18 protein-coding genes are annotated in these 19,111 nt (G+C 36.2%); all 18 read right to left on the bottom strand.

Annotation, left to right across the window (positions count from 1 at the left end; genetic code table 11):
• Position 1: 1 nt before the first annotated feature.
• The 18 genes from murJ to rfbB all read right to left on the bottom strand — a co-directional run bounded on the left by murJ (position 2) and on the right by rfbB (position 19,074).
• Positions 2 to 1,570: a murein biosynthesis integral membrane protein MurJ gene (gene murJ, locus ACZ5Q0_RS09270; protein WP_447182490.1), complete on the bottom strand. Its 1,569-nt coding sequence runs from the start codon at positions 1,568 to 1,570 to the stop codon at positions 2 to 4.
• Positions 1,563 to 2,495, bottom strand: a complete 933-nt coding sequence (gene fcl, locus ACZ5Q0_RS09265) for a GDP-L-fucose synthase (protein ID WP_446818303.1) — start codon at positions 2,493 to 2,495, stop codon at positions 1,563 to 1,565. The genes murJ and fcl overlap by 8 nt, the downstream gene beginning before the upstream one ends.
• Positions 2,488 to 3,537 carry a GDP-mannose 4,6-dehydratase gene (gmd, locus tag ACZ5Q0_RS09260; RefSeq protein ID WP_446818304.1) on the bottom strand — a complete coding sequence of 350 codons (1,050 nt, stop codon included), beginning with the start codon at positions 3,535 to 3,537 and terminating at the stop codon, positions 2,488 to 2,490. Before gmd ends, fcl begins: the two co-directional genes overlap by 8 nt.
• Positions 3,538 to 3,541: 4 nt before the next feature.
• Complete coding sequence (locus ACZ5Q0_RS09255) at positions 3,542 to 4,801, bottom strand: WcaI family glycosyltransferase (RefSeq protein ID WP_446818305.1); 1,260 nt, start codon at positions 4,799 to 4,801, stop codon at positions 3,542 to 3,544.
• Between the two features lie 5 nt (positions 4,802 to 4,806).
• Positions 4,807 to 6,003: a glycosyltransferase family 4 protein gene (locus ACZ5Q0_RS09250; RefSeq protein ID WP_446818306.1), complete on the bottom strand. Its 1,197-nt coding sequence runs from the start codon at positions 6,001 to 6,003 to the stop codon at positions 4,807 to 4,809.
• 125 nt (positions 6,004 to 6,128) lie between these two features.
• Entirely contained in the window at positions 6,129 to 6,944 is an 816-nt protein-coding gene (locus ACZ5Q0_RS09245) for an acyltransferase family protein (RefSeq protein ID WP_464827302.1), read from the bottom strand.
• Between the two features lie 217 nt (positions 6,945 to 7,161).
• Positions 7,162 to 8,592: a hypothetical protein gene (locus ACZ5Q0_RS09240; RefSeq protein WP_446818307.1), complete on the bottom strand. Its 1,431-nt coding sequence runs from the start codon at positions 8,590 to 8,592 to the stop codon at positions 7,162 to 7,164.
• Positions 8,593 to 8,658: 66 nt separating this feature from the next.
• Positions 8,659 to 10,008: a capsular polysaccharide export protein, LipB/KpsS family gene (locus ACZ5Q0_RS09235; RefSeq protein ID WP_464827115.1), complete on the bottom strand. Its 1,350-nt coding sequence runs from the start codon at positions 10,006 to 10,008 to the stop codon at positions 8,659 to 8,661.
• 56 nt (positions 10,009 to 10,064) lie between these two features.
• A complete protein-coding gene (gene pseI, locus ACZ5Q0_RS09230; RefSeq protein WP_446818309.1) occupies positions 10,065 to 11,117 on the bottom strand; it encodes a pseudaminic acid synthase in 1,053 nt (350 codons plus the stop codon).
• A complete protein-coding gene (locus tag ACZ5Q0_RS09225) occupies positions 11,118 to 11,696 on the bottom strand; it encodes a formyltransferase family protein (protein WP_446818310.1) in 579 nt (192 codons plus the stop codon).
• Positions 11,668 to 12,789, bottom strand: coding sequence for a UDP-2,4-diacetamido-2,4,6-trideoxy-beta-L-altropyranose hydrolase (gene pseG, locus ACZ5Q0_RS09220; protein ID WP_446818311.1), 1,122 nt, complete (start codon positions 12,787 to 12,789; stop codon positions 11,668 to 11,670). Before pseG ends, ACZ5Q0_RS09225 begins: the two co-directional genes overlap by 29 nt.
• A complete protein-coding gene (locus ACZ5Q0_RS09215; RefSeq protein WP_447182489.1) occupies positions 12,786 to 13,523 on the bottom strand; it encodes a cytidylyltransferase domain-containing protein in 738 nt (245 codons plus the stop codon). The genes pseG and ACZ5Q0_RS09215 overlap by 4 nt, the downstream gene beginning before the upstream one ends.
• Complete coding sequence (pseC, locus tag ACZ5Q0_RS09210; protein ID WP_446818313.1) at positions 13,520 to 14,668, bottom strand: UDP-4-amino-4,6-dideoxy-N-acetyl-beta-L-altrosamine transaminase; 1,149 nt, start codon at positions 14,666 to 14,668, stop codon at positions 13,520 to 13,522. Before pseC ends, ACZ5Q0_RS09215 begins: the two co-directional genes overlap by 4 nt.
• Before the next feature lie 6 nt (positions 14,669 to 14,674).
• Entirely contained in the window at positions 14,675 to 15,658 is a 984-nt protein-coding gene (gene pseB, locus ACZ5Q0_RS09205) for a UDP-N-acetylglucosamine 4,6-dehydratase (inverting) (RefSeq protein WP_446818314.1), read from the bottom strand.
• Between the two features lie 14 nt (positions 15,659 to 15,672).
• A complete protein-coding gene (rfbD, locus tag ACZ5Q0_RS09200; protein WP_446818315.1) occupies positions 15,673 to 16,545 on the bottom strand; it encodes a dTDP-4-dehydrorhamnose reductase in 873 nt (290 codons plus the stop codon).
• A complete protein-coding gene (gene rfbC, locus ACZ5Q0_RS09195) occupies positions 16,542 to 17,108 on the bottom strand; it encodes a dTDP-4-dehydrorhamnose 3,5-epimerase (RefSeq protein ID WP_446818316.1) in 567 nt (188 codons plus the stop codon). Before rfbC ends, rfbD begins: the two co-directional genes overlap by 4 nt.
• Positions 17,109 to 17,990 (bottom strand): glucose-1-phosphate thymidylyltransferase RfbA, encoded by an 882-nt coding sequence (gene rfbA, locus ACZ5Q0_RS09190; RefSeq protein ID WP_446818317.1) that lies wholly within the window; start codon positions 17,988 to 17,990, stop codon positions 17,109 to 17,111.
• Positions 17,991 to 18,006: 16 nt separating this feature from the next.
• A complete protein-coding gene (gene rfbB / locus ACZ5Q0_RS09185) occupies positions 18,007 to 19,074 on the bottom strand; it encodes a dTDP-glucose 4,6-dehydratase (RefSeq protein WP_446818318.1) in 1,068 nt (355 codons plus the stop codon).
• Positions 19,075 to 19,111 lie beyond the last annotated feature (37 nt).

Genomic DNA, 19,111 nt, shown 5'->3' with positions numbered 1-19,111 from the left:
CTTATCTTCCCAGCTTCATACACACCTTATTAATTATCCATTCCATTTCTTCGATTCTGAGTAGTTTTATGATTATAAAATATACTACTGCCCCCACCAGACTGCATATGATGAAATTGATTAAATCCCATTTGAAACTTATCGTGGAAAACCCTTGCAGTACATTGTAAAGGTAATACACACATACTCCCATGACTCCCGCAGCAGTTACTATTTTTAAACCAGTTATAATCAGATTTTTCCCCTGTATATGTTCAATCTTTTTTCGCAAATACCACATAAGTACCAGAAAGCTAATACAAAAGGTTATAGACGTTGCCAAGGCCAAACCCCCATGGGCCAAATATCTCACCAAAATAATGTTAAGTATTATATTTAAAGCTACGGTCCCCAATCCAATAAACATAGGAGTCTTAGTATCCTGTAAGGAATAAAAAGCCCGGAAAACAATCTCCCTAAGACACATCGCCGGTAGCCCCAGAGCATAAAAAAGCAACGCAAAAGCAGTTAACGTTGCTGCCGCCTCGTCAAACGCTCCGCGCTGGAACACTATCCGCACCACCGGATCTTTTAAAATAATGATTCCTACCGTAATAGGCATAATTATTAGTAACAAACCATTCAAAGAACGTATCAACGAGCTTAGAAAGGTTTTGCTATCTTTAACAACGGCTGATTGAGCTAACTCGGGGTATATAGCGCTGGCTACCGCTACCGCAATGATACCGTAAACCATACCATTAAGCTTAGTGGCATAATTAAGAGCAGCAATACTTCCTTCCACTAAGCCAGAAGCCAACATACGGTCAACTAGTAGATTAATCTGACCAGCTCCGCTCCCTACAATAACCGGCAAAATTAATAAACCCATTTTACGAAAACCTGAGTGAGAAAAGTTTATTTCTGGTTGGTATCTAAACCCAGCCCGACGCAGATCTGGTACCTGAAAAAGCCACTGGCTGATAGCCCCTACCAGAGTGCCCACAGCCAGACCTTTTATCCCCCAGGCCCCTCCCAGGATAAATATGGAAGCTATTATTATTAGGTTGTTAGGTATACCGATAAAAGCCGGATAAAAAAAGCGCCGCTGGCTCTGCAGGATTCCGGTTCCCATCCCCATTAAACCCATAAATAGCATCATGGGAAACATAATCCTACTTAAGTCTACGGCCAAAGAATGTGCCGGTCCACTAAACCCAGGGGCAACTAAATTCACTAAAATATCACCAAAAAGCTCCCCCAGCAAAATTATTATGGCTATCAGAACCGCCATAAAAGTAGTAACCGAATTAACCAGGCTGAGAACAGATTTGCGTCCTTCTTTTTCTTTGTATTCAGTTATAAGGGGTATAACTGTAGTAGTTAGCGATCCCCCTACTACAGAAAACAGCATCTGAGGAATGATCAGAGCTACTAAATAGGCATCCACATAATATGAGGCACCGAAAAAAGCAGCGATGGCTACTTCACGGATAAAGCCTAGAATTTTGCTGGTGGTGGTGCCGGCGGAGATAATAGTAGTATTGATTAATAAATCTTTAACTTTAACATTATTTTTAGTGTTATCCATTGTAATTGTCTGTAAACCACTTATAAGTTGATCTGATTCCTTCTTCTAAAGAAATTTTAGGTTGCCATCCTAAACTGTATAATCTACTGACATCTAATAGCTTTCTAGGCGTGCCGTCTGGTTTACTATCATCAAACACTATTGAGCCTGTATATCCTACTATATTTTTAACTAGTTCTGCTAGTTCTTTAATAGTAATGTCTTTCCCGCACCCAATATTTATAATTTCAGGACTATCATAATTCTTCATTAAGAAAACGCAAGCATCTGATAAATCATCAACATGTAAGAACTCACGCCTGGGTGTTCCCGTCCCCCAAACTGTAACACATTTTTGATTATGTAATTTAGCTTCGTGAAATTTACGTATTAAAGCAGGTAAAACATGTGACGATTCTAAATCAAAGTTATCGCCCGGCCCATATAAATTAGTCGGCATAACACTGATAAAATTAGCCTTGTACTGTTTATTATAGGCCTGACACATTTTTATCCCGGCAATTTTGGCAATAGCATAGGCTTCATTGGTTTCCTCCAGAATACCGCTTAATAAACTATCTTCTTTTATAGGTTGCTTAGCAAATTTCGGATAGATGCAGGATGAACCCAAAAACAGTAATTTTTTAACTCCAAAACGATAGGCCGAATCAATTACATTAGTTTCTATTAAAAGATTCTCTCTAATAAAATTCGCCGGATATGTGTTATTAGCAAGTATTCCTCCTACCTTGGCCGCAGCTAAAAAAACATACTCCGGGTGCTGCCTATTAAAAAAATCAAAAGTTGCCGCTGAATCTGTTAAATCTAATTCGCTATGGGATTTTGTAAGAATAGAAGTATAACCTTCACTAGTTAGTTTTCTTAGAATGGCTGATCCGACCAGTCCTTGGTGACCTGCTACGTAAATTTTCGCATCTCTATCCATTCGCTACACCCCGCTGTACAATATTAAATCCGGCATCTTTCAGGGTTCGTTCCTGTTTGGCAAGCTCTAGATCATGTTCAACCATCATATCTACTAATTGGTCCAGATCAACTTTAGGTTCCCACCCTAGCTTTTGCCTTGCCTTACTGGCATCTCCTAATAAAGCATCTACTTCAGTAGGGCGAAAGTAACGAGGATCAATTACCACGTAATTCTCCCAGTTTAGGCCTAAATGCGCGAATACTTTTTCTACAAATTGCCTCACTGAATGAGTTTTTCCGGTAGCAATTGCATAATCGTCAGGAGTTTCTTGCTGAAGCATCAGCCACATAGCTTGCACATAATCTCCAGCATAACCCCAGTCCCTTTTAGCATCTAAATTTCCCAGATAAAGTTTATCCTGCAATCCCATTTTTATCCGAGTTGCCGCACGAGTAATTTTTCTCGTTACAAATGTTTCCCCGCGTCGGGGTGACTCATGATTAAATAAAATACCATTACATGCGAAAATATTATACGCTTCCCGGTAATTAACCACTTGCCAATAAGCATATACTTTGGCACATGCATAAGGACTGCGCGGATAAAATGGGGTAAGTTCCGATTGTGGTGGTTTTGCCGCTCCAAACATTTCTGAAGAACTTGCCTGATATAATTTAACCTGCTTCCCAACACGCTGCTGGTAATCTCTTATTGCTTCTAATAAACGTAGTGTTCCCATGGCAACTGAATCGACTGTATACTCAGGCATTTCAAAAGATACTTTAACATGGGACTGCGCCGCAAGGTTATATACCTCATCAGGTTGGACCTTTTCCAGTATGGTACGTAAGCCTGTACCATCAGTAAGATCTCCATAGTGTAGAAACAACTCTACCTGATCTTCATGAGGGTCTTTGTAAATATGATCTATTCTATCAGTGTTAAAAGTCGAAGCTCTACGAATAATGCCATGTACTTCATACCCCTTATTTAACAGAAACTCAGCTAGATAAGATCCGTCCTGGCCAGTAATTCCGGTAATTAATGCTTTTTTATTCAACTTTTTAGCCCCTTTCCCTAACCAAGGAATAAAGTTTTTTTTCAAAATCTAAAAGAATTTGTTCTTTATCTATATATTGTTCAGCATAATTGCGTGCGTTTTTCCCCATCTCTTCCCTTAGTTCAGGTGAATCAATTAGCTGCACTAAACCTGATACAAATAATTCGGTATTCTCAGGAGGTACTACTACACCAGCCTTATGGTTACTTAATGTTTCATAAAGAGCAGTACCCGGATCAGCAGTAGCCACAGAGGGCTTCCCCGCCGCTAGTATATTAGTAAGCTTTGAAGGCATAACAATATCTGCTGCCTCCCTCTTTTGCACTACTAAGTGTATATCACCGGCTGCAAGCATTTCTGGAACACGTTCCCAGGGCTGAACAGGTAAAAATGATACACTAGTCAGATTCAATTTTTTTGCCTTACTTTCAAGACGTCCACGTGCAGCCCCTGAGCCAATAAGAATAAACTTTAAACGCTTATCTTCACGAAGACTGTTTGCTGCATCTAATATTAGCTCTAGCCCCTGCTTTTCGCCCATGTTTCCCGCATACATTAATACACACATATCCTGGTTTAATCCCAGCTCTTTCCTAAAGGAATTTTCCCGTGGCATTGGCTTTATAAAATTAATATCAGACCAATTAGGGAATAACCATACCTTTTCCTCTGGTATTCCTTTAGCAACTATTCGTTTTTTCATCGCTTCAGTAATAGTAGAAACCCGAGAAGCTTTAGAAAGCAAAAAACTCTCCACTTTATAAAGGGCATTACCAGCTACACCAGACTTGAGAATACCAAGTCGGAACGCTGCATCTACCTGCAAGTCTTGTATATGGAAAACCCAGGGTATTTTACGCAAACTACTAAATATCCACGGATAAACTCCAATTTGTAAAGGAGGACAAATTGCTATCATTACATCATATTTTTTATTAATTCCCTTGCTAAACCACCATCTGGCCGCATTCTTCGAAAAGCTAGTTTCATGATAAATACGCGTTTTTCCGGAAATTTTATCAGGCTCAGGAATATAAAGAGGGGTGCGGTACACGTTCACCCCATTTATTTTTTCTTGAAAAAATTTTAGCCCTTTATAATCTTCACTTAACTGCCAGGCAGGATAAAAAGGTGGAGCAACAATAGCATCAACGTGATGTCCTCTACTAGCTAACCAGGCAGCCATCTCCCCTGTATATTTACCCGTTCCGGTAGGTTCAGGATAATAGTTAAGACCATAAATCAGAATGCATAAAGATCTCACTCTTCTTACCTCTTATTAACCCGTTTTTTTCTAATAACATCTTCATATATATTCATTAGTATTTCATAGTTTATCTGCGGCGTATATTTCGCCTCATATTCAGCACGGGCCCGTTGGCTCATTACCTGCCACTCTTCAGCCCCTAAATCTATAGCAACAATTAACTTATCCTTTAGTGATTCAATACTATTAGGTGTAAATAAGTATCCTGTTTCGTTTTCTTTTACTATTTCAGGAAATCCCGCATGATTCGGAACTATAACAGGTAATCCTACCGAAAATGCTTCAATAATAACCAAACCAAATGTTTCATACCAGCGTGATGGCATAATTAAAAACTTTGCAGTTGCCATTTCCTTAAATATCTGTTCTTTGTTACACCAACCCTTCCACTCAACATTATTTAAATCGCTAAATTGTTTTTTAAGTACTTTTTCCTCAGGTCCATCACCAATAATAACTAAGTTAACTTCTTTTGTTCTAAGAGCCTTCCAGGCATTAAGTAATAAATCCAAACCTTTTTCTGGTGATAAGCGGCCTACAAAAACAACTTTGTTTACTCTTTTATTTTTTATTGGTAGTTTGGAGTTATAAATAAAATTAGGTTTAACATATACCCGTTCCCTTGGTAACCCTGACGCAGCCATTATCGACCGAGCAAACCCAGTTAATGCAATATAAGCATCTACCTTTTTTTTATATGTCCCCATTATTCTATGTAAAACCTGCATTCCTACAATTGTACCCGTTGCTGCTAATGAATTCCTATAACACTTATACCTTAGTGCTTGGACAGGTAAATGTCCTACGCAGCCGGTGCATGGCATATTATCACGCATTAATAATGCATTTGTACATATTAAGCGATAATTGTGTAAGGTCTGGACAATGGGTACTCCTTTTTTATTTATTGCCCAGTATATACTCGGGCTAAGTAATGGAAATGTATTATGAACATGGATTATATCAGGATTTATATTATTTAAAACGCTATAAACATAGCGATAGTTATTCCTCGACCACATAGTATTAAGAGCTAAATTAACCTCCGATGTAATTCGCGAAATATTAATATCCCTATTGCTGACTAGAAGCTGTTTAACTTGGTGGCCTTTTTGGCTTAATAGCTTTTTCTCCATATCCAACACAACATCCTCGCCACCAGGATTTTGGTATAAATTATGTATTTGAAGTATTTGCAATTTTAATCACCCACAGTATAGAAATACACTTATCTTAAAATTACTTGCCATAATAATTTCGATTAGTTGCTTTACCTTATACACCTTTGTCTAATGCGTGTTTATGATGTTTAGCTAATCGAAAATTACAACTTATTTTTACCTATCAGGCTTGGGTAATAATTATTAATAATTTGTATACACGGCAATAAGATTATGATTGATACAACGGTAAACAATATACCTATCACACTGTCTTGTACTACATATTCATTTAGTTTAAATACCCGTAAAAGTCTTTCAATAAATCTGTAGCTTAGCGGTAAATGCAACGCTAGTATTATTAGAGAATTAATGCCAAGGTAGGATAGTTTTTTTGAGTTTTGCATTTTCATGGCGATAAATACAAATGTAGCTATACCCGAACAAGCTATTAAAATATTCCGGAAATAGTTAACTACTACATTAGAGATTTGAGCCAATAATATGATTTGTAAAAAATCAGGATAGACTAATACTAATAAGTTAATTATAACCGCAATGTAAAATATTACTTTTCGGTATACTGGTTTAATATTTATTTTCGTTTTCGCCACAAGGTTACCTATTGCGAAAAAAATTATGTAATAGAACGCAAAATCTAAGCTCCATGGTAATCTATCCAGATTTAGGGACTCCAACACGCTTGGGCTAATGAGGCCGATCAATATTAGTGCTAATAGTATTGTGTAATTATTAGAAATACTCCTCTTTGCTACGTAATAAAATACTTGTACAAGAAATAAGCAAGTTAAAAACCAAAGTGGTTGGTTATACGGAATACAATTTCTCTCCGATAAAATAAAAGCCTTTAATACTCCGACTAAAGCTAAACCATGGTTATTTATTATGGCAATTAATATTACCGACAAAAATGTAAAACTAACGTAAGGAAATAATAATGATTTTATCTTTGATTTTATGAAAGTACTAAATGTTGGGTATTTTCTAAAAAGATACCCTGATATAAAAAAAACAGTGGCATATGAAATGAATAAATATAATAAAATAGTTTCTGAGATATCGGCATATGACTAATACAACAAGAATTATTACTAATTCCTTACATACATCGATCCATTTTATCCGCTGACTCTTCACTTTACTGTTCTCCTTGCAATTAGCTGTCTACGATGTCTCCTAAATTTTTCCTACATTCTCACCTCCTAATATATTTTGGTATGATTTGCATTTTGTCACAATGAGCATAAAACCAAGTATTGGAACTAAATATGCAAATGTGCTCATTATATCACCACGCAAAAAAAATAGTTGATATCCTGCAAAAAAAGGAACAAAAACTGTAACGAAACTACTTTTAGTCTTTTTTTCAAGGTATACCTTTTCTAATAAGCCAATAATAAAACCATAGCAAATAAATGCTAGTATAACACCTATAAGGCCTCCGTTAATATAAGCTTCGGCCCACAACGGAGCAGATAAATTTGTATAATCGTATCCCATGTACTCAGCAACAAATTCTCCAGTACCAAGAGGTTTATCTCCCCATACAGTTCGCGGTACAAAAAAAAATAATACCCCTAAAGCTTGGTTGCCTTTTGTTGAGCCTTCGTTTTCTACATATTCAACCGTATTAGCTAACTGTTTAAATGCATCATAATCACCATTTTTAGTCAATTCATTCGCAACACCTTGATAATCTATATTAATATCTTTTGTAGAACGAAATAAGTCTGCATATGGAAAAATAACTAGAAGCAAAATCAACAAAGACATAATCCATAACTTCATAGATTGCCTATCGTTCCATTTAAAAATCACAAACATAGTGCTTAACCCAACAAAGCCTACCTGATAACGAGCACTTGCTACCGGGTTTGAACATATACAAATAAGTATAGTAATCAAAAAGAATATTATAATTGTAATAGCCTTTAAGTTATTTCCTAATGACTGTGCATTATTCAATTTCACTAAACCTGCTATGTAGGCTACATAAATGGATGCTACTAAAAAATGTCCAATTAATAATATTTGGGTTTTGCTGTATTTGTTTGCTAAAAGCATACTTATTTCTGTTCTTGTCATCAGAAATGTAGAAAAGCCACCATAAAACCTAGTTATTATTATTAGGCTTACAACAATGGTTAATACAGAAAATAGTACCATACGTCTAGTGTCTAAAAATAGAATAATTCTCTGTTTAGCAAGACCCTTGTTACTGATACCGAGTTTATACCCGATGTCAAAAAACACCAGCCCTATTACTACAACTAGTAGTGACAAAGTTATTATTCCGGCTGGATTAATGGCCGACCATGGAGTAATGTTACTTAACACCTGCCCCAAAGGAACTATTCCTAGCCAAACGTAAACGAATATCCAAAACGTCAAGCTTAATAGTTTTTCTTTTCCATAAGCCCCTAACATTGTTAATCGTATAGTACCATAGAATAAGATTGAATATGCTAATACGGCCTCTAAGCTCCATTCTATGGTCGGCAGTTGGGATATTATGTAAAATGGAAATAGCAACCCAAGGGTAAAAATTAACCCTATATCCCACAACCAACCTATAGGTGTATCAGATATATTGTATTGATCTTTCATAAAGTACAATCCCCCATTTCAACTAGAAACCTAAGATGACATTAAGCACATTTCCTGAATACTAATTTAAATAGAGGATACTTTCTTAAAATGATCGTAAATGGCATTAATTATTTTTTCTGCATTATTTATTGTACGACAATTCTTGTTTGTATACACAAAACTGCCTGCATAGTTGATATTTAGATAGTTGCCAATAAATTGCATATTTTTTTTGTCCCATTCTTTATCAGTTAAATAATTTCCTTGTCGTAAATGCATATGTAAATCATCCCAGTTATTTATTTTAATAGCCGCTGGATGATGTTGAAAAAAGACCTCCCCAAATAAATATACCGGTTTTTTTAGTAGCAAGCTTTCAAATCCCATCGTACTCGTTAAAGTTATAACCCCTTTGGATCTTCGTATCAATTCACTATTATTAACATTGGCGCCTAATATTACAACATTAGGTAATTTTCTGATTTTATTATAAAAACTTGTTTTTCTAAGCTTGGCAAATTGCGGATGTTCTTTAACAACTAATTTGCAAGGAAAAGGTAACGACATTGCACAGTTTTTAACAAAGGTATCCAAATCACTATAATATGTTGCCTGTGCTGAAGTACTAGATTCTGGTTGAACATGCAAAGGTAGAACATAGTAAGGTTCCGTAGGTATATCCATTTCAAGTTTTCTTTTAAATGCATATCTAGAGATAATACTTTTAAAAACATTTCTAGGAATATTCTTAATAATAAACTTAGCTTCATAATCTCTAGATTTATCCTTTAGTAAGTACCATTTAGATAAAGCCCCACACTCTTCTTTTAGCCGCTTGCCATAATAAGAAACTATGCTTCTGCGTTCAGGAGATTCAATTATATATGAGGGAAGTAATGAATGAGTAACTATTCCGTTTATTATTTCAGGAATGTTTTTTTCTCGCATATCCATATCTAAATTGTTTTTTAATAATCTCGAAGTAAAACAACTATCAAAAATGTCAAATTTTCCTGGAATTCTTGAACCTATTAATCCAAAGTATTCAATATCTAACTCTTGGCAAATTGAAAAAACTGTTAAGCTAAACACATTAGATGGTGGTTCATAAATAATAATATCCGGTTTCTCCTTGGTGAGAAACTTATAAGTACTCTTATAGATTCTAGTAACTATTTCAATGGATTCTCTATAATCAAGTCTTAGCGGTCCAAATAAACATTTACGATCTATAGATGGGTACCATTTTCCCCACAAATCCTTTGGAAGACTTATATCTTCTTGTAAGCTATGACTATCCAATGTAGAGTAATAATTACACCCAGTAAACCTGTTTTTATATTTAATATCTACTAAACGGCTATTAGAAATAGCACATGTCTCCAATCCTTTTTGTTTTGCAACTGCATTTAGTAAACTAAATAATTCAACCATCCCAGGTGCATTGTTAAGCAAAAAACACAACTTCATATAAAAGCTACCTCATTAATTTAAATGATCTCCCATTTAACTGGAGTGCCTTTTTTTATATCTTCTCTAACTTTTCGACCTATTATCACATCATAATACTTCGGCTCTAATCCATACCCTGGCCTAACTATCCGTAAATTTTTCTCTGTAAATACATCGCCGGCTTTCATATCTTCAGCTACATATAAAGAGCGTCGAAATTTCAATGATTTTTCCTCATTTTTTGTTGCTCCATAGTTTATCTTACCTAATGCTTGCCAAGCACGCTCTGCTTCTACAACCAAATTTTCCATCTCTTTTGGTTCCATCGAAAATGCGGCATCTACGCCACCTTCATCACGACATAATGTAAAGTGTTTTTCTATAAAGGTTGCTCCTAATGCAACACTTGCTACAGCTACTCCAGTTCCAAGTGTATGATCGGAAAGCCCTACCTGGCAGTTAAATAAATCTCTCATATGAGGAATTGTTAATAGATTGCTGTCTTCTGGACTAGCAGGATATGAGCTTGTACATTTAAGTAGTATTATGTCTTTACAACCGGCTTCACGAGCAGCTCGAACTGTTTCGTCAAGTTCAGCAATATTAGCCATACCTGTTGAAATAATTATAGGTTTATCGGTTGATGCTACTTTTTTTATTAAAGGTAAATGCGTATTTTCAAATGATGCTATTTTATAACAGGGAACGTCTAATGATTCTAGAAAATCTACTGCTGTTTCATCAAACGGAGTACTAAAAGCTATTAGCCCTAATTCTTTACATCTATCAAAGATAGGCTTATGCCATTCCCATGGGGTGTAGGCTTGTTGGTAAAGATCATAAAGCGACTGTCCTTTCCAAAGGCTTTTATTGTCATCTATATAGAAGTCTTTAATTTTAACATCTAAAGTTAAAGTATCGGCTGTATAGGTTTGAAGTTTTACTGCATCTACACCTGTTTTAGCTGCTACCTCAACTATTTTCAGTGCTGTTTCTAGTGATTGATTATGATTACCTGACATTTCTGCAACTATAAATGGTTTATGGTATTTCCCTATTAACCTACTATTTACTGTTATATCATGCAACATTTAATCTCCCCTTTCTAATGCTTTCCCTATTATATCGGTGACAGGGGTATCCCATCCTTTTGTTAATAGGTGTTCCCATTTTTTTCTATCAATTGTTTTATGTAATGTTCCTCTCTTAGGCTGCGGTATAGGCATTATATTACCGTTTTTTATATCCAACCATTTCTCCATTAATAAGTTCTCGATTTCAATAATTAACTTTTCGTAGCTAGTTCTTAACGTGTCTTCTAAGCAATATTTTACGGTTTTTTGAATTATTATATCGCCTGTATCTAAACCTTCATCTATGTAATGAATTGTTACCCCTTTAGGGGTGTCTTCAAGGAAGCTCCAAAGGTTTGGGTCAGCTCCTCTGTTCCATGGTAAGTAGGAAATATGTAAATTAATTGCTCTTCGGTAAAACTTGGTAACCACTTCTTTGTTTATTATATGCCTATAACCATAACTAATGATAAAGTCATATTCATCCAGTTTTTCGAAAGTGCTAAGTGCCTGTTCTGTTTGAGTTACTTCATCACCTTGAGACACAAAAAAGCGATTAATATGCTTTTTATTGGGACCAAGATAAAGTATCTTCACTATATCCCCCTCTGTTATCAAAAAGAACTTTTATTAACCAATTAGGACTATTATTGCTCATTATTTTTAATGAATTAATACTCATCATTTTTATCTTAGCTTTGTTTTCTATTAAATTCTTCAAAGTATTATGTAATTTAATATAATCGACATTATCATTATTACCTTGATTAATTATTGCTTTGTTCCTAGCCATTGCTCGCACTATAGCTACTTGATTATCCGCCACTACAACACAAATTGACGGCAAACCCAGAAAACATCTCTCCCAAGTAGTAGAGCCACCTGCACCTATAGCTAAATCAGCTTTAGCCATTAATTCTGCCATGTTGTTTACTTGATAATGATAGTTAAAGCAAGCCTTATCGCACAAATGCTTTATTTCTTTTTGATGTGGATTACTAGCACCAACTACTACATCTACTTCTATATCACGACGGTTAAGTTTTTCTACTGCTTTGATAGCTTTTATGGTTTCATTAGTAGGATCACTCCCCCCGAAAAATATGTGTATCCTTCTTACGATTCCATCTCTTTCTTTTAAGGTAGCTCTCGCTTTATAGAACTCTGGACGTAATAATACGTATTTAGGCCCCAGTAGTTTTTTGCAAGATGCAGGTACTAACCTATCATATCTACTTTCCATATTTTCAACATAGTTTTGATCTAACAATATATCACAATTATGTTTTCTATTAGCAAGGTCATCTATTACCATAATTTTACTGCTACGCGATCTTAACTTATTTTCCCATTTTATATCCAAAGCATAGTGGTCTACAATTAGCAGGTCAACATTCTCTTCTTTTAAAGCCGTTATGGATTGTTCTGCATCTAATTCCCATGTAGCTCCTAACCACTCATCATATTCTTTAGTTAATTGATCATTTTTTTTATTAGTCATAACGGATAAACGGCTAACCCTATAGCCTTTGCTTTCAATAATACCTATTATATTGCCTTCTAAATCTCGGCATATAAACTCCACCTGTACTTCTTTTTCCTTCAGTTGATCTGCTAGCGTTAAACACCTCATTACATGTCCGGTTCCTATTTTTATTGAAGAATCGGTTCTAATTACTATTTTTTTCATTTTCCGTATGCCTTTTGTTCTATATCTTTATTAATATTTATCCACTCTGGGTTTTGTTTTATAAGTCTTAAACATTCTTCTAGTGTAAACTCGTTGTTTACTACATAAAGATTCTCAATTATTTTTTTAACGAGTTCAAAGTCTTCTGGTGTATCTACAGTCCATCTATGGTGACTTTGATTTTCTTGATATTCTAAATTACCTAATCTATAATTCTCCGGATTTCTATATATATATGAAGTCACATGTTCTCTATCCGGCTTTGATTTAGCTTTACTATTTATTTCTTCTAATACTTCAAAGCTAAACACTTCTGTATCCATGCCTCTCGGAAATGTCCTTTTCAAGGTATTAGAAACATAGTCATATCTGTCAATATTATGTATGTACATTTTTATTACTTCATTTACTATAGTAGTATCTATTAATGGACAATCCGAAGTAACTCTAACTATTACATCTGCACTATAGTATTTTGCTGTTTCGTAATAGCGTGACAGTACATCTTCCTCTAAGCCTCGGTAATATTTCACATCATTGTCTTCACACCAATGTATAATAAGATTATCTGAAGCATTTGTAGTAGTTGCCACTACTACTTCATCTGCTAATTGGACTTTTTTTAATCTCTCCACATGATACTCTAATAGCGGTTTATTCAATACTTCTTTTAATACTTTCCCTGGAAGTCTAGTAGAAGTCATTCTGGCCTGTGTAATTATAACTGTTTTCACGATAATACCTCGCTCATGCAATCGATTACATACTGTACATCATCATTATTCATAGCCGGATATAATGGTAAAGATAATACTCTTCGATAATGATCCTCTGCTACTGGATAGTCACCCCAGTCATAACCAAGTTCTTCTTTATAATATGGCATTGTATGAACTGGTATATAGTGAACTTGAGTATATATACTTTTTTCCTTTAACCTTTTATAAAGTTCTCCTCGATTTATGTTACCCTCATTTTTAACCCTTACAGCATATAAATGATAGGAATTATAATATTCGTTAGGCTCAACCGGTAATTCCAAAGGTAAATCTTTAAAAGCATTATTGTAATGTTTAACTATTTCTCTCCGTCGGTTTATAAAGTAATCTAATTTCTTCAATTGCGATGTTCCTAAAGCTGCCTGTATATCGGTCATTCGATAGTTAAATCCCAAATCTTGCATTTCATAATACCAATTTCCATGGCTGTTTTCCTTAAAGTGGGCTTTGTCCCTTGTTATTCCGTGACTACGCAACATAACTAGTTTTTTATATAGGTTTTCAGAATTGGTAGTAACCATCCCGCCTTCACCAGTTGTAATATGTTTTACGGGATGAAAGCTAAAAACAGTCATATCTGAGTAGTTACAATCTCCTATTATGCTTCCTTTGTATTTTGACCCTAATGCATGACATGCGTCTTCTATTACTACTAAGTCATACTTTTTTGCTATCCTATGTATTTCTTCAATATTACAGGGAAGGCCAGTATAATGAACAGGTATAAGTGCTTTAGTTTTATCTGTTATCTTATTTTCTATTTCGGAAACATTTATGTTATAGGTTGTGTAATCTATATCAACAAAAACAGGCATTGCACCTACGTATAAGGCAGCATTTGCAGTAGCAGCAAATGTCATCGGGGTAGTAATAACTTCGTCATTATCTTTGATGTTGGCTGCTAAATAAGAAATATGTAAAGCAGCTGTACCACTAGATACAGCAATAGCATATTTTGCGCCAATTTTTTTTGCAAATTCCCTTTCAAATTTCGTTATGTATGGCCCGGTTGTTAAATAATCACCTTTTAGAACCTCTACTACCGCATTTATATCATTATCATCTATATATTGTTTAGCATAAGGGATAACCTTTTCCATATATAGTTAATTCTCCTTGATTATTTCTCTTAATTCCTCTACCGTTAGCCACCGTGTATTGTTATTGCTATTATAATTGAAACCATCAGGAACAGCTTTTCCTCCGTTTTGGTCTAGGTATTGTTCTTTACTCCACCATGAAAATTGCGGTTGTATAACATAATAATCATTATACTCCAACGTATTTCTGGCATCTTCTTCAGATATCATATATTCATGTAGTTTTTCCCCAGGTCGTATTCCTACTATTTCTGTTTCACAACCGGGAGCAACAGCTTTAGCTAAATCCATTATGCTCATACTTGGAATTTTAGGAATAAACAGCTCTCCGCCCCTCATTCTTTCAAAGCTCTTTAATACAAAATTAACTCCCTGTTCTAGAGTAATCCAGAAACGTGTCATTCTAGGATCAGTAATTGGAACCTTTCCTTTTTCTTTACAACTTAAAAAGAAGGGAACAACACTTCCCCTGCTACCTACAACATTACCATATCTAACTACTGCAAACCTTGTTTCTTTACTCCCTGCATAAGCATTACCGGCTATAAACAGTTTATCTGAACATAGTTTTGTCGCTCCATATAGGTTTATAGGATTACAGGCCTTGTCCGTGCTTAGCGCTATTACCTTTTTTATACCACGGTCTATGGCAACATTTACAACATTTTCGGCACCGTTTACATTTGTTTTAATGGCTTCAATAGGGTTATATTCTGCAGCTGGGACTTGTTTTAATGCTGCTGCATGGACAACATAGTCTACACCATCAAATGCTCTATAAAGTCTTTCTTTATCTCTTACATCCCCTATAAAAAATCTCAACTTAGAATTATTGTTAAACCGCTGTGCCATTTCGTACTGCTTTAATTCATCGCGACTGAATACTATTAGCCTGTTTATATTGGGATATTTTTTTAAAACTATTTCACAAAATTTATTCCCAAAAGAGCCAGTCCCTCCTGTTATTAGGACTGTGTTGTTGTTGAACATGATAATTCCACCTTCTAGTTATTATTTAAGACTTTTTCTAATGACTTTTTCCAGTCTAATATCTTAATATTAAAACCACACTGCAGTTTTTTGTTATCGAGAACTGAATAGAGCGGACGATTAGATTTAGTTAAATATTCACATGTTTTAATTGGTATTATTTCGGTATTTATATCAGTTTTAAAATATAAAATGCTTTTCGCAAACCCATACCAGCTAGTCTGCCCTCCAGCCGTCAGGTGGTATAACCCGCTCTTATCTATTACGGGAGTTTTTCCCTGAACCATTATTAAAGCTGTGGCTTCCGCAACCATTCTGCACCATGTGGGAGAACCAATTTGGTCGTCTACGACTCTTATTTCATTACGTTCCTTAGCCAACCTTAACATAGTAAGAAGAAAGTTTTTCCCCCTAAGACCATACACCCAGCTGGTTCGAAAAATAAGATGGTTAGGATTAACAGCCTGAATGGCTTTTTCCCCGGCAAGTTTCGTCGCGCCATAAACATTAATTGGATTAGGTTCATCTTCTTCGGTGTAGGGAGTAGTTTTGGTTCCATCAAAAACATAGTCAGTAGAATAATGGACCAGAAATGCTCCTATTTTTTGAGCTTCTTCGGCTAGTATACCTGGAGCAGTACCATTAACCGCCATCGCCAGTTCTGGCTCTTCTTCAGCTTTGTCAACAGCTGTATAAGCTGCAGCATTGACTATTAAGCTAGGTTTTATATCATGTACTTTGGATCTTATAGAATCAGGATTAGCTAAATCAATCTCTGGATAATCCAGAGCAACAATTTGGCCTAAAGGAGCTAAAGTTCGCTGTAATTCCCAGCCTATTTGACCATTTTTACCAATCACTAATATTTTCGGCCATAAGGTGCTCATCTGGGGTCACCTCCATATACCGGTAGATATCCCGCTGGTAACTCCTGCAATGTTTTATACTTTTGATCCTTATCTGATAGGATAGGGGTTTTAACTGGCCACTCGATACCTATATGAGGATCGTTCCATATAACTCCGCCTTCAGTTGGTGGAGAATACAAATCGGTACATTTATATGTAAATAGCGCCGGCCCTCTGGTTACACAAAATCCGTGGGCAAAACCTTCTGGAATGTAAAACTGTTTTTTGTTTTCGCCAGATAACGTAACCCCCACCCATTTACCGAAACTGGGGGAACCTACCCTGATATCTACTGCTACATCAAAGACTTCTCCTTGTAGTACATAAACTAGTTTTCCCTGGGCCTTAGGGTTTTGAAAATGTAACCCCCGTACTACATTTTCAGCTGAATAAGAAAGATTATCCTGCACAAAACTAACTTTTAATCCAGCCTGCTCATACCTGGCCTGATTCCAGGTTTCCATAAAAAAACCACGCTTATCTTCAAAAATATCCGGTTCGATGATCAAAACACCGGGTAGTTCAGTTTCTATTATTTCCATTTATCTATCACCCTGTACCATATTGATTAAATATTTACCATAGCCATTCTTTTTAAGGGGTTCAGCCAGTTTGAGCACCTGTCCAGCATCAATCAGCCCCATGCGATAAGCTATTTCCTCCGGGCAGGATATTTTTAAGCCCTGGCGTGCCTGTATAGTTGCTACAAAATTGGCGGCTTGTAGTAAAGATTCGTGGGAACCCGTGTCTAGCCAAGCAAATCCACGGCCCAGTTTTTCGACTTTTAATAGTCCCTGTTCCAGGTATAATCTATTTAAATCAGTGATCTCCAGCTCACCCCGAGCCGAAGGCTTAAGCTGGGAAGCAAGTTCAACAACCTGGTTATCATAAAAATATAAACCGGTTACTGCAAAATTGGACTTCGGTATTTGAGGTTTCTCTTCCAGGCTTTTGGCCTTATCGTGTTGATCGAATTCAACTACGCCGTACTTTTCCGGATCTTTAACCCAGTAGGCAAATACAGTCGCACCCTTTTCCTGGGAAGCTGCCCGGCGCAGTTTAGCTGACAAACCATCCCCGTAAAAAATGTTATCCCCCAGAATCATGGCACAGGGGTCAGTTTCAATAAAGTCTTTTCCTATAATAAAAGCCTGGGCTAATCCGTCCGGGCTCGGTTGGACTGCATATTGAATATTAATTCCCCACTGGCTTCCATCACCCATCTGTTTTTGGAATAATGGCAAATCATGGGGAGTACTAATTACCAGAATATCATTTATCCCGGCCAACATCAGAATACTAAGCGGATAAAATATCATGGGCTTATCATATATAGGCATCAGTTGTTTGCTGATTACTTCAGTAAGCGGATATAACCTGGTACCTGATCCCCCCGCCAGAATAATTCCTTTAGTAATTGGCATGCATAACTCCTCCCTTTTAAGACTGTGCTATTCCTAAGCCCAGTCTTTCCCGGCGATAACTGCCATCCTGAACCTGGCGACACCATTCCGGATTGTTCAGGTACCATTGAACTGTTTTTTTCATTCCGCTGGCAAATGTCTCCCGGGGACTCCATCCCAGCTCGCGCTTAATTTTTTCAGCATCAATCGCATAACGCTTATCATGTCCCGGACGATCCTTAACAAATATAATCTGCTCTTTATAACTACTTATTTTATTACTTGGTTTCAGCTCATCCAGCAGGTTACATATGGTTTCTACAACCTCTAAATTGGTCTTTTCATTATTTCCACCGATATTATAAACCTCTCCCGGCTTTCCTTTGGTCAATACTGCTGTTATGGCTGAACAGTGATCCCCTACATACAGCCAGTCGCGAATATTAAGTCCATCACCATATATTGGCAGGTTTTTTCCTTCCAAGGCATTTAAAATTATTAAAGGTATAAGCTTTTCCGGGAACTGGTACGGTCCATAGTTATTGGAGCAGTTGGTAGTTAATACCGGTAATCCATAGGTATGATAATAAGCCCGCACCAAGTGGTCAGATGAAGCTTTGGAAGCTGAATAAGGTGAGTTAGGAGCATAAGATGTTTCCTCGGTAAAATACCCCTCCGCTCCTAAAGATCCATAGACTTCATCAGTGGAGATATGTAGAAACCGGAATGCTTCTTTTCTCTGTTCATCCAACTGGTACCAGTAAAGGCGGGAACATTCTAACAGATTAAATGTTCCTACTATATTAGTTGCTATAAACTCACTGGGGCCATCAATAGATCGGTCTACATGAGATTCCGCCGCAAAGTTGACAACTGCATCAGGTTGAAACTTACTTAAGATATTAGCTACCAATTCTTTATTTTCTATACTTCCCTGTATAAAAGAAAAGTTCGGATTATTTACTATATCTTTAAGTGAATAAAGATTACCCGCATAAGTAAGCTTATCGAGATTTAATACCTGCCAGTCAGGAAAATACTCAAATATGTAATGAATAAAATTACTGCCAATAAATCCGGCTCCGCCGGTAACTACTACTTTCATAATCTTTAACACCTCATAAAATAAAAATACCTCACAT

This window comes from Syntrophomonas erecta subsp. sporosyntropha (assembly GCF_055395365.1).
Note: the sequence above shows the minus strand (reverse complement) of the source record. Positions and strands in the feature narration are given on the sequence as shown.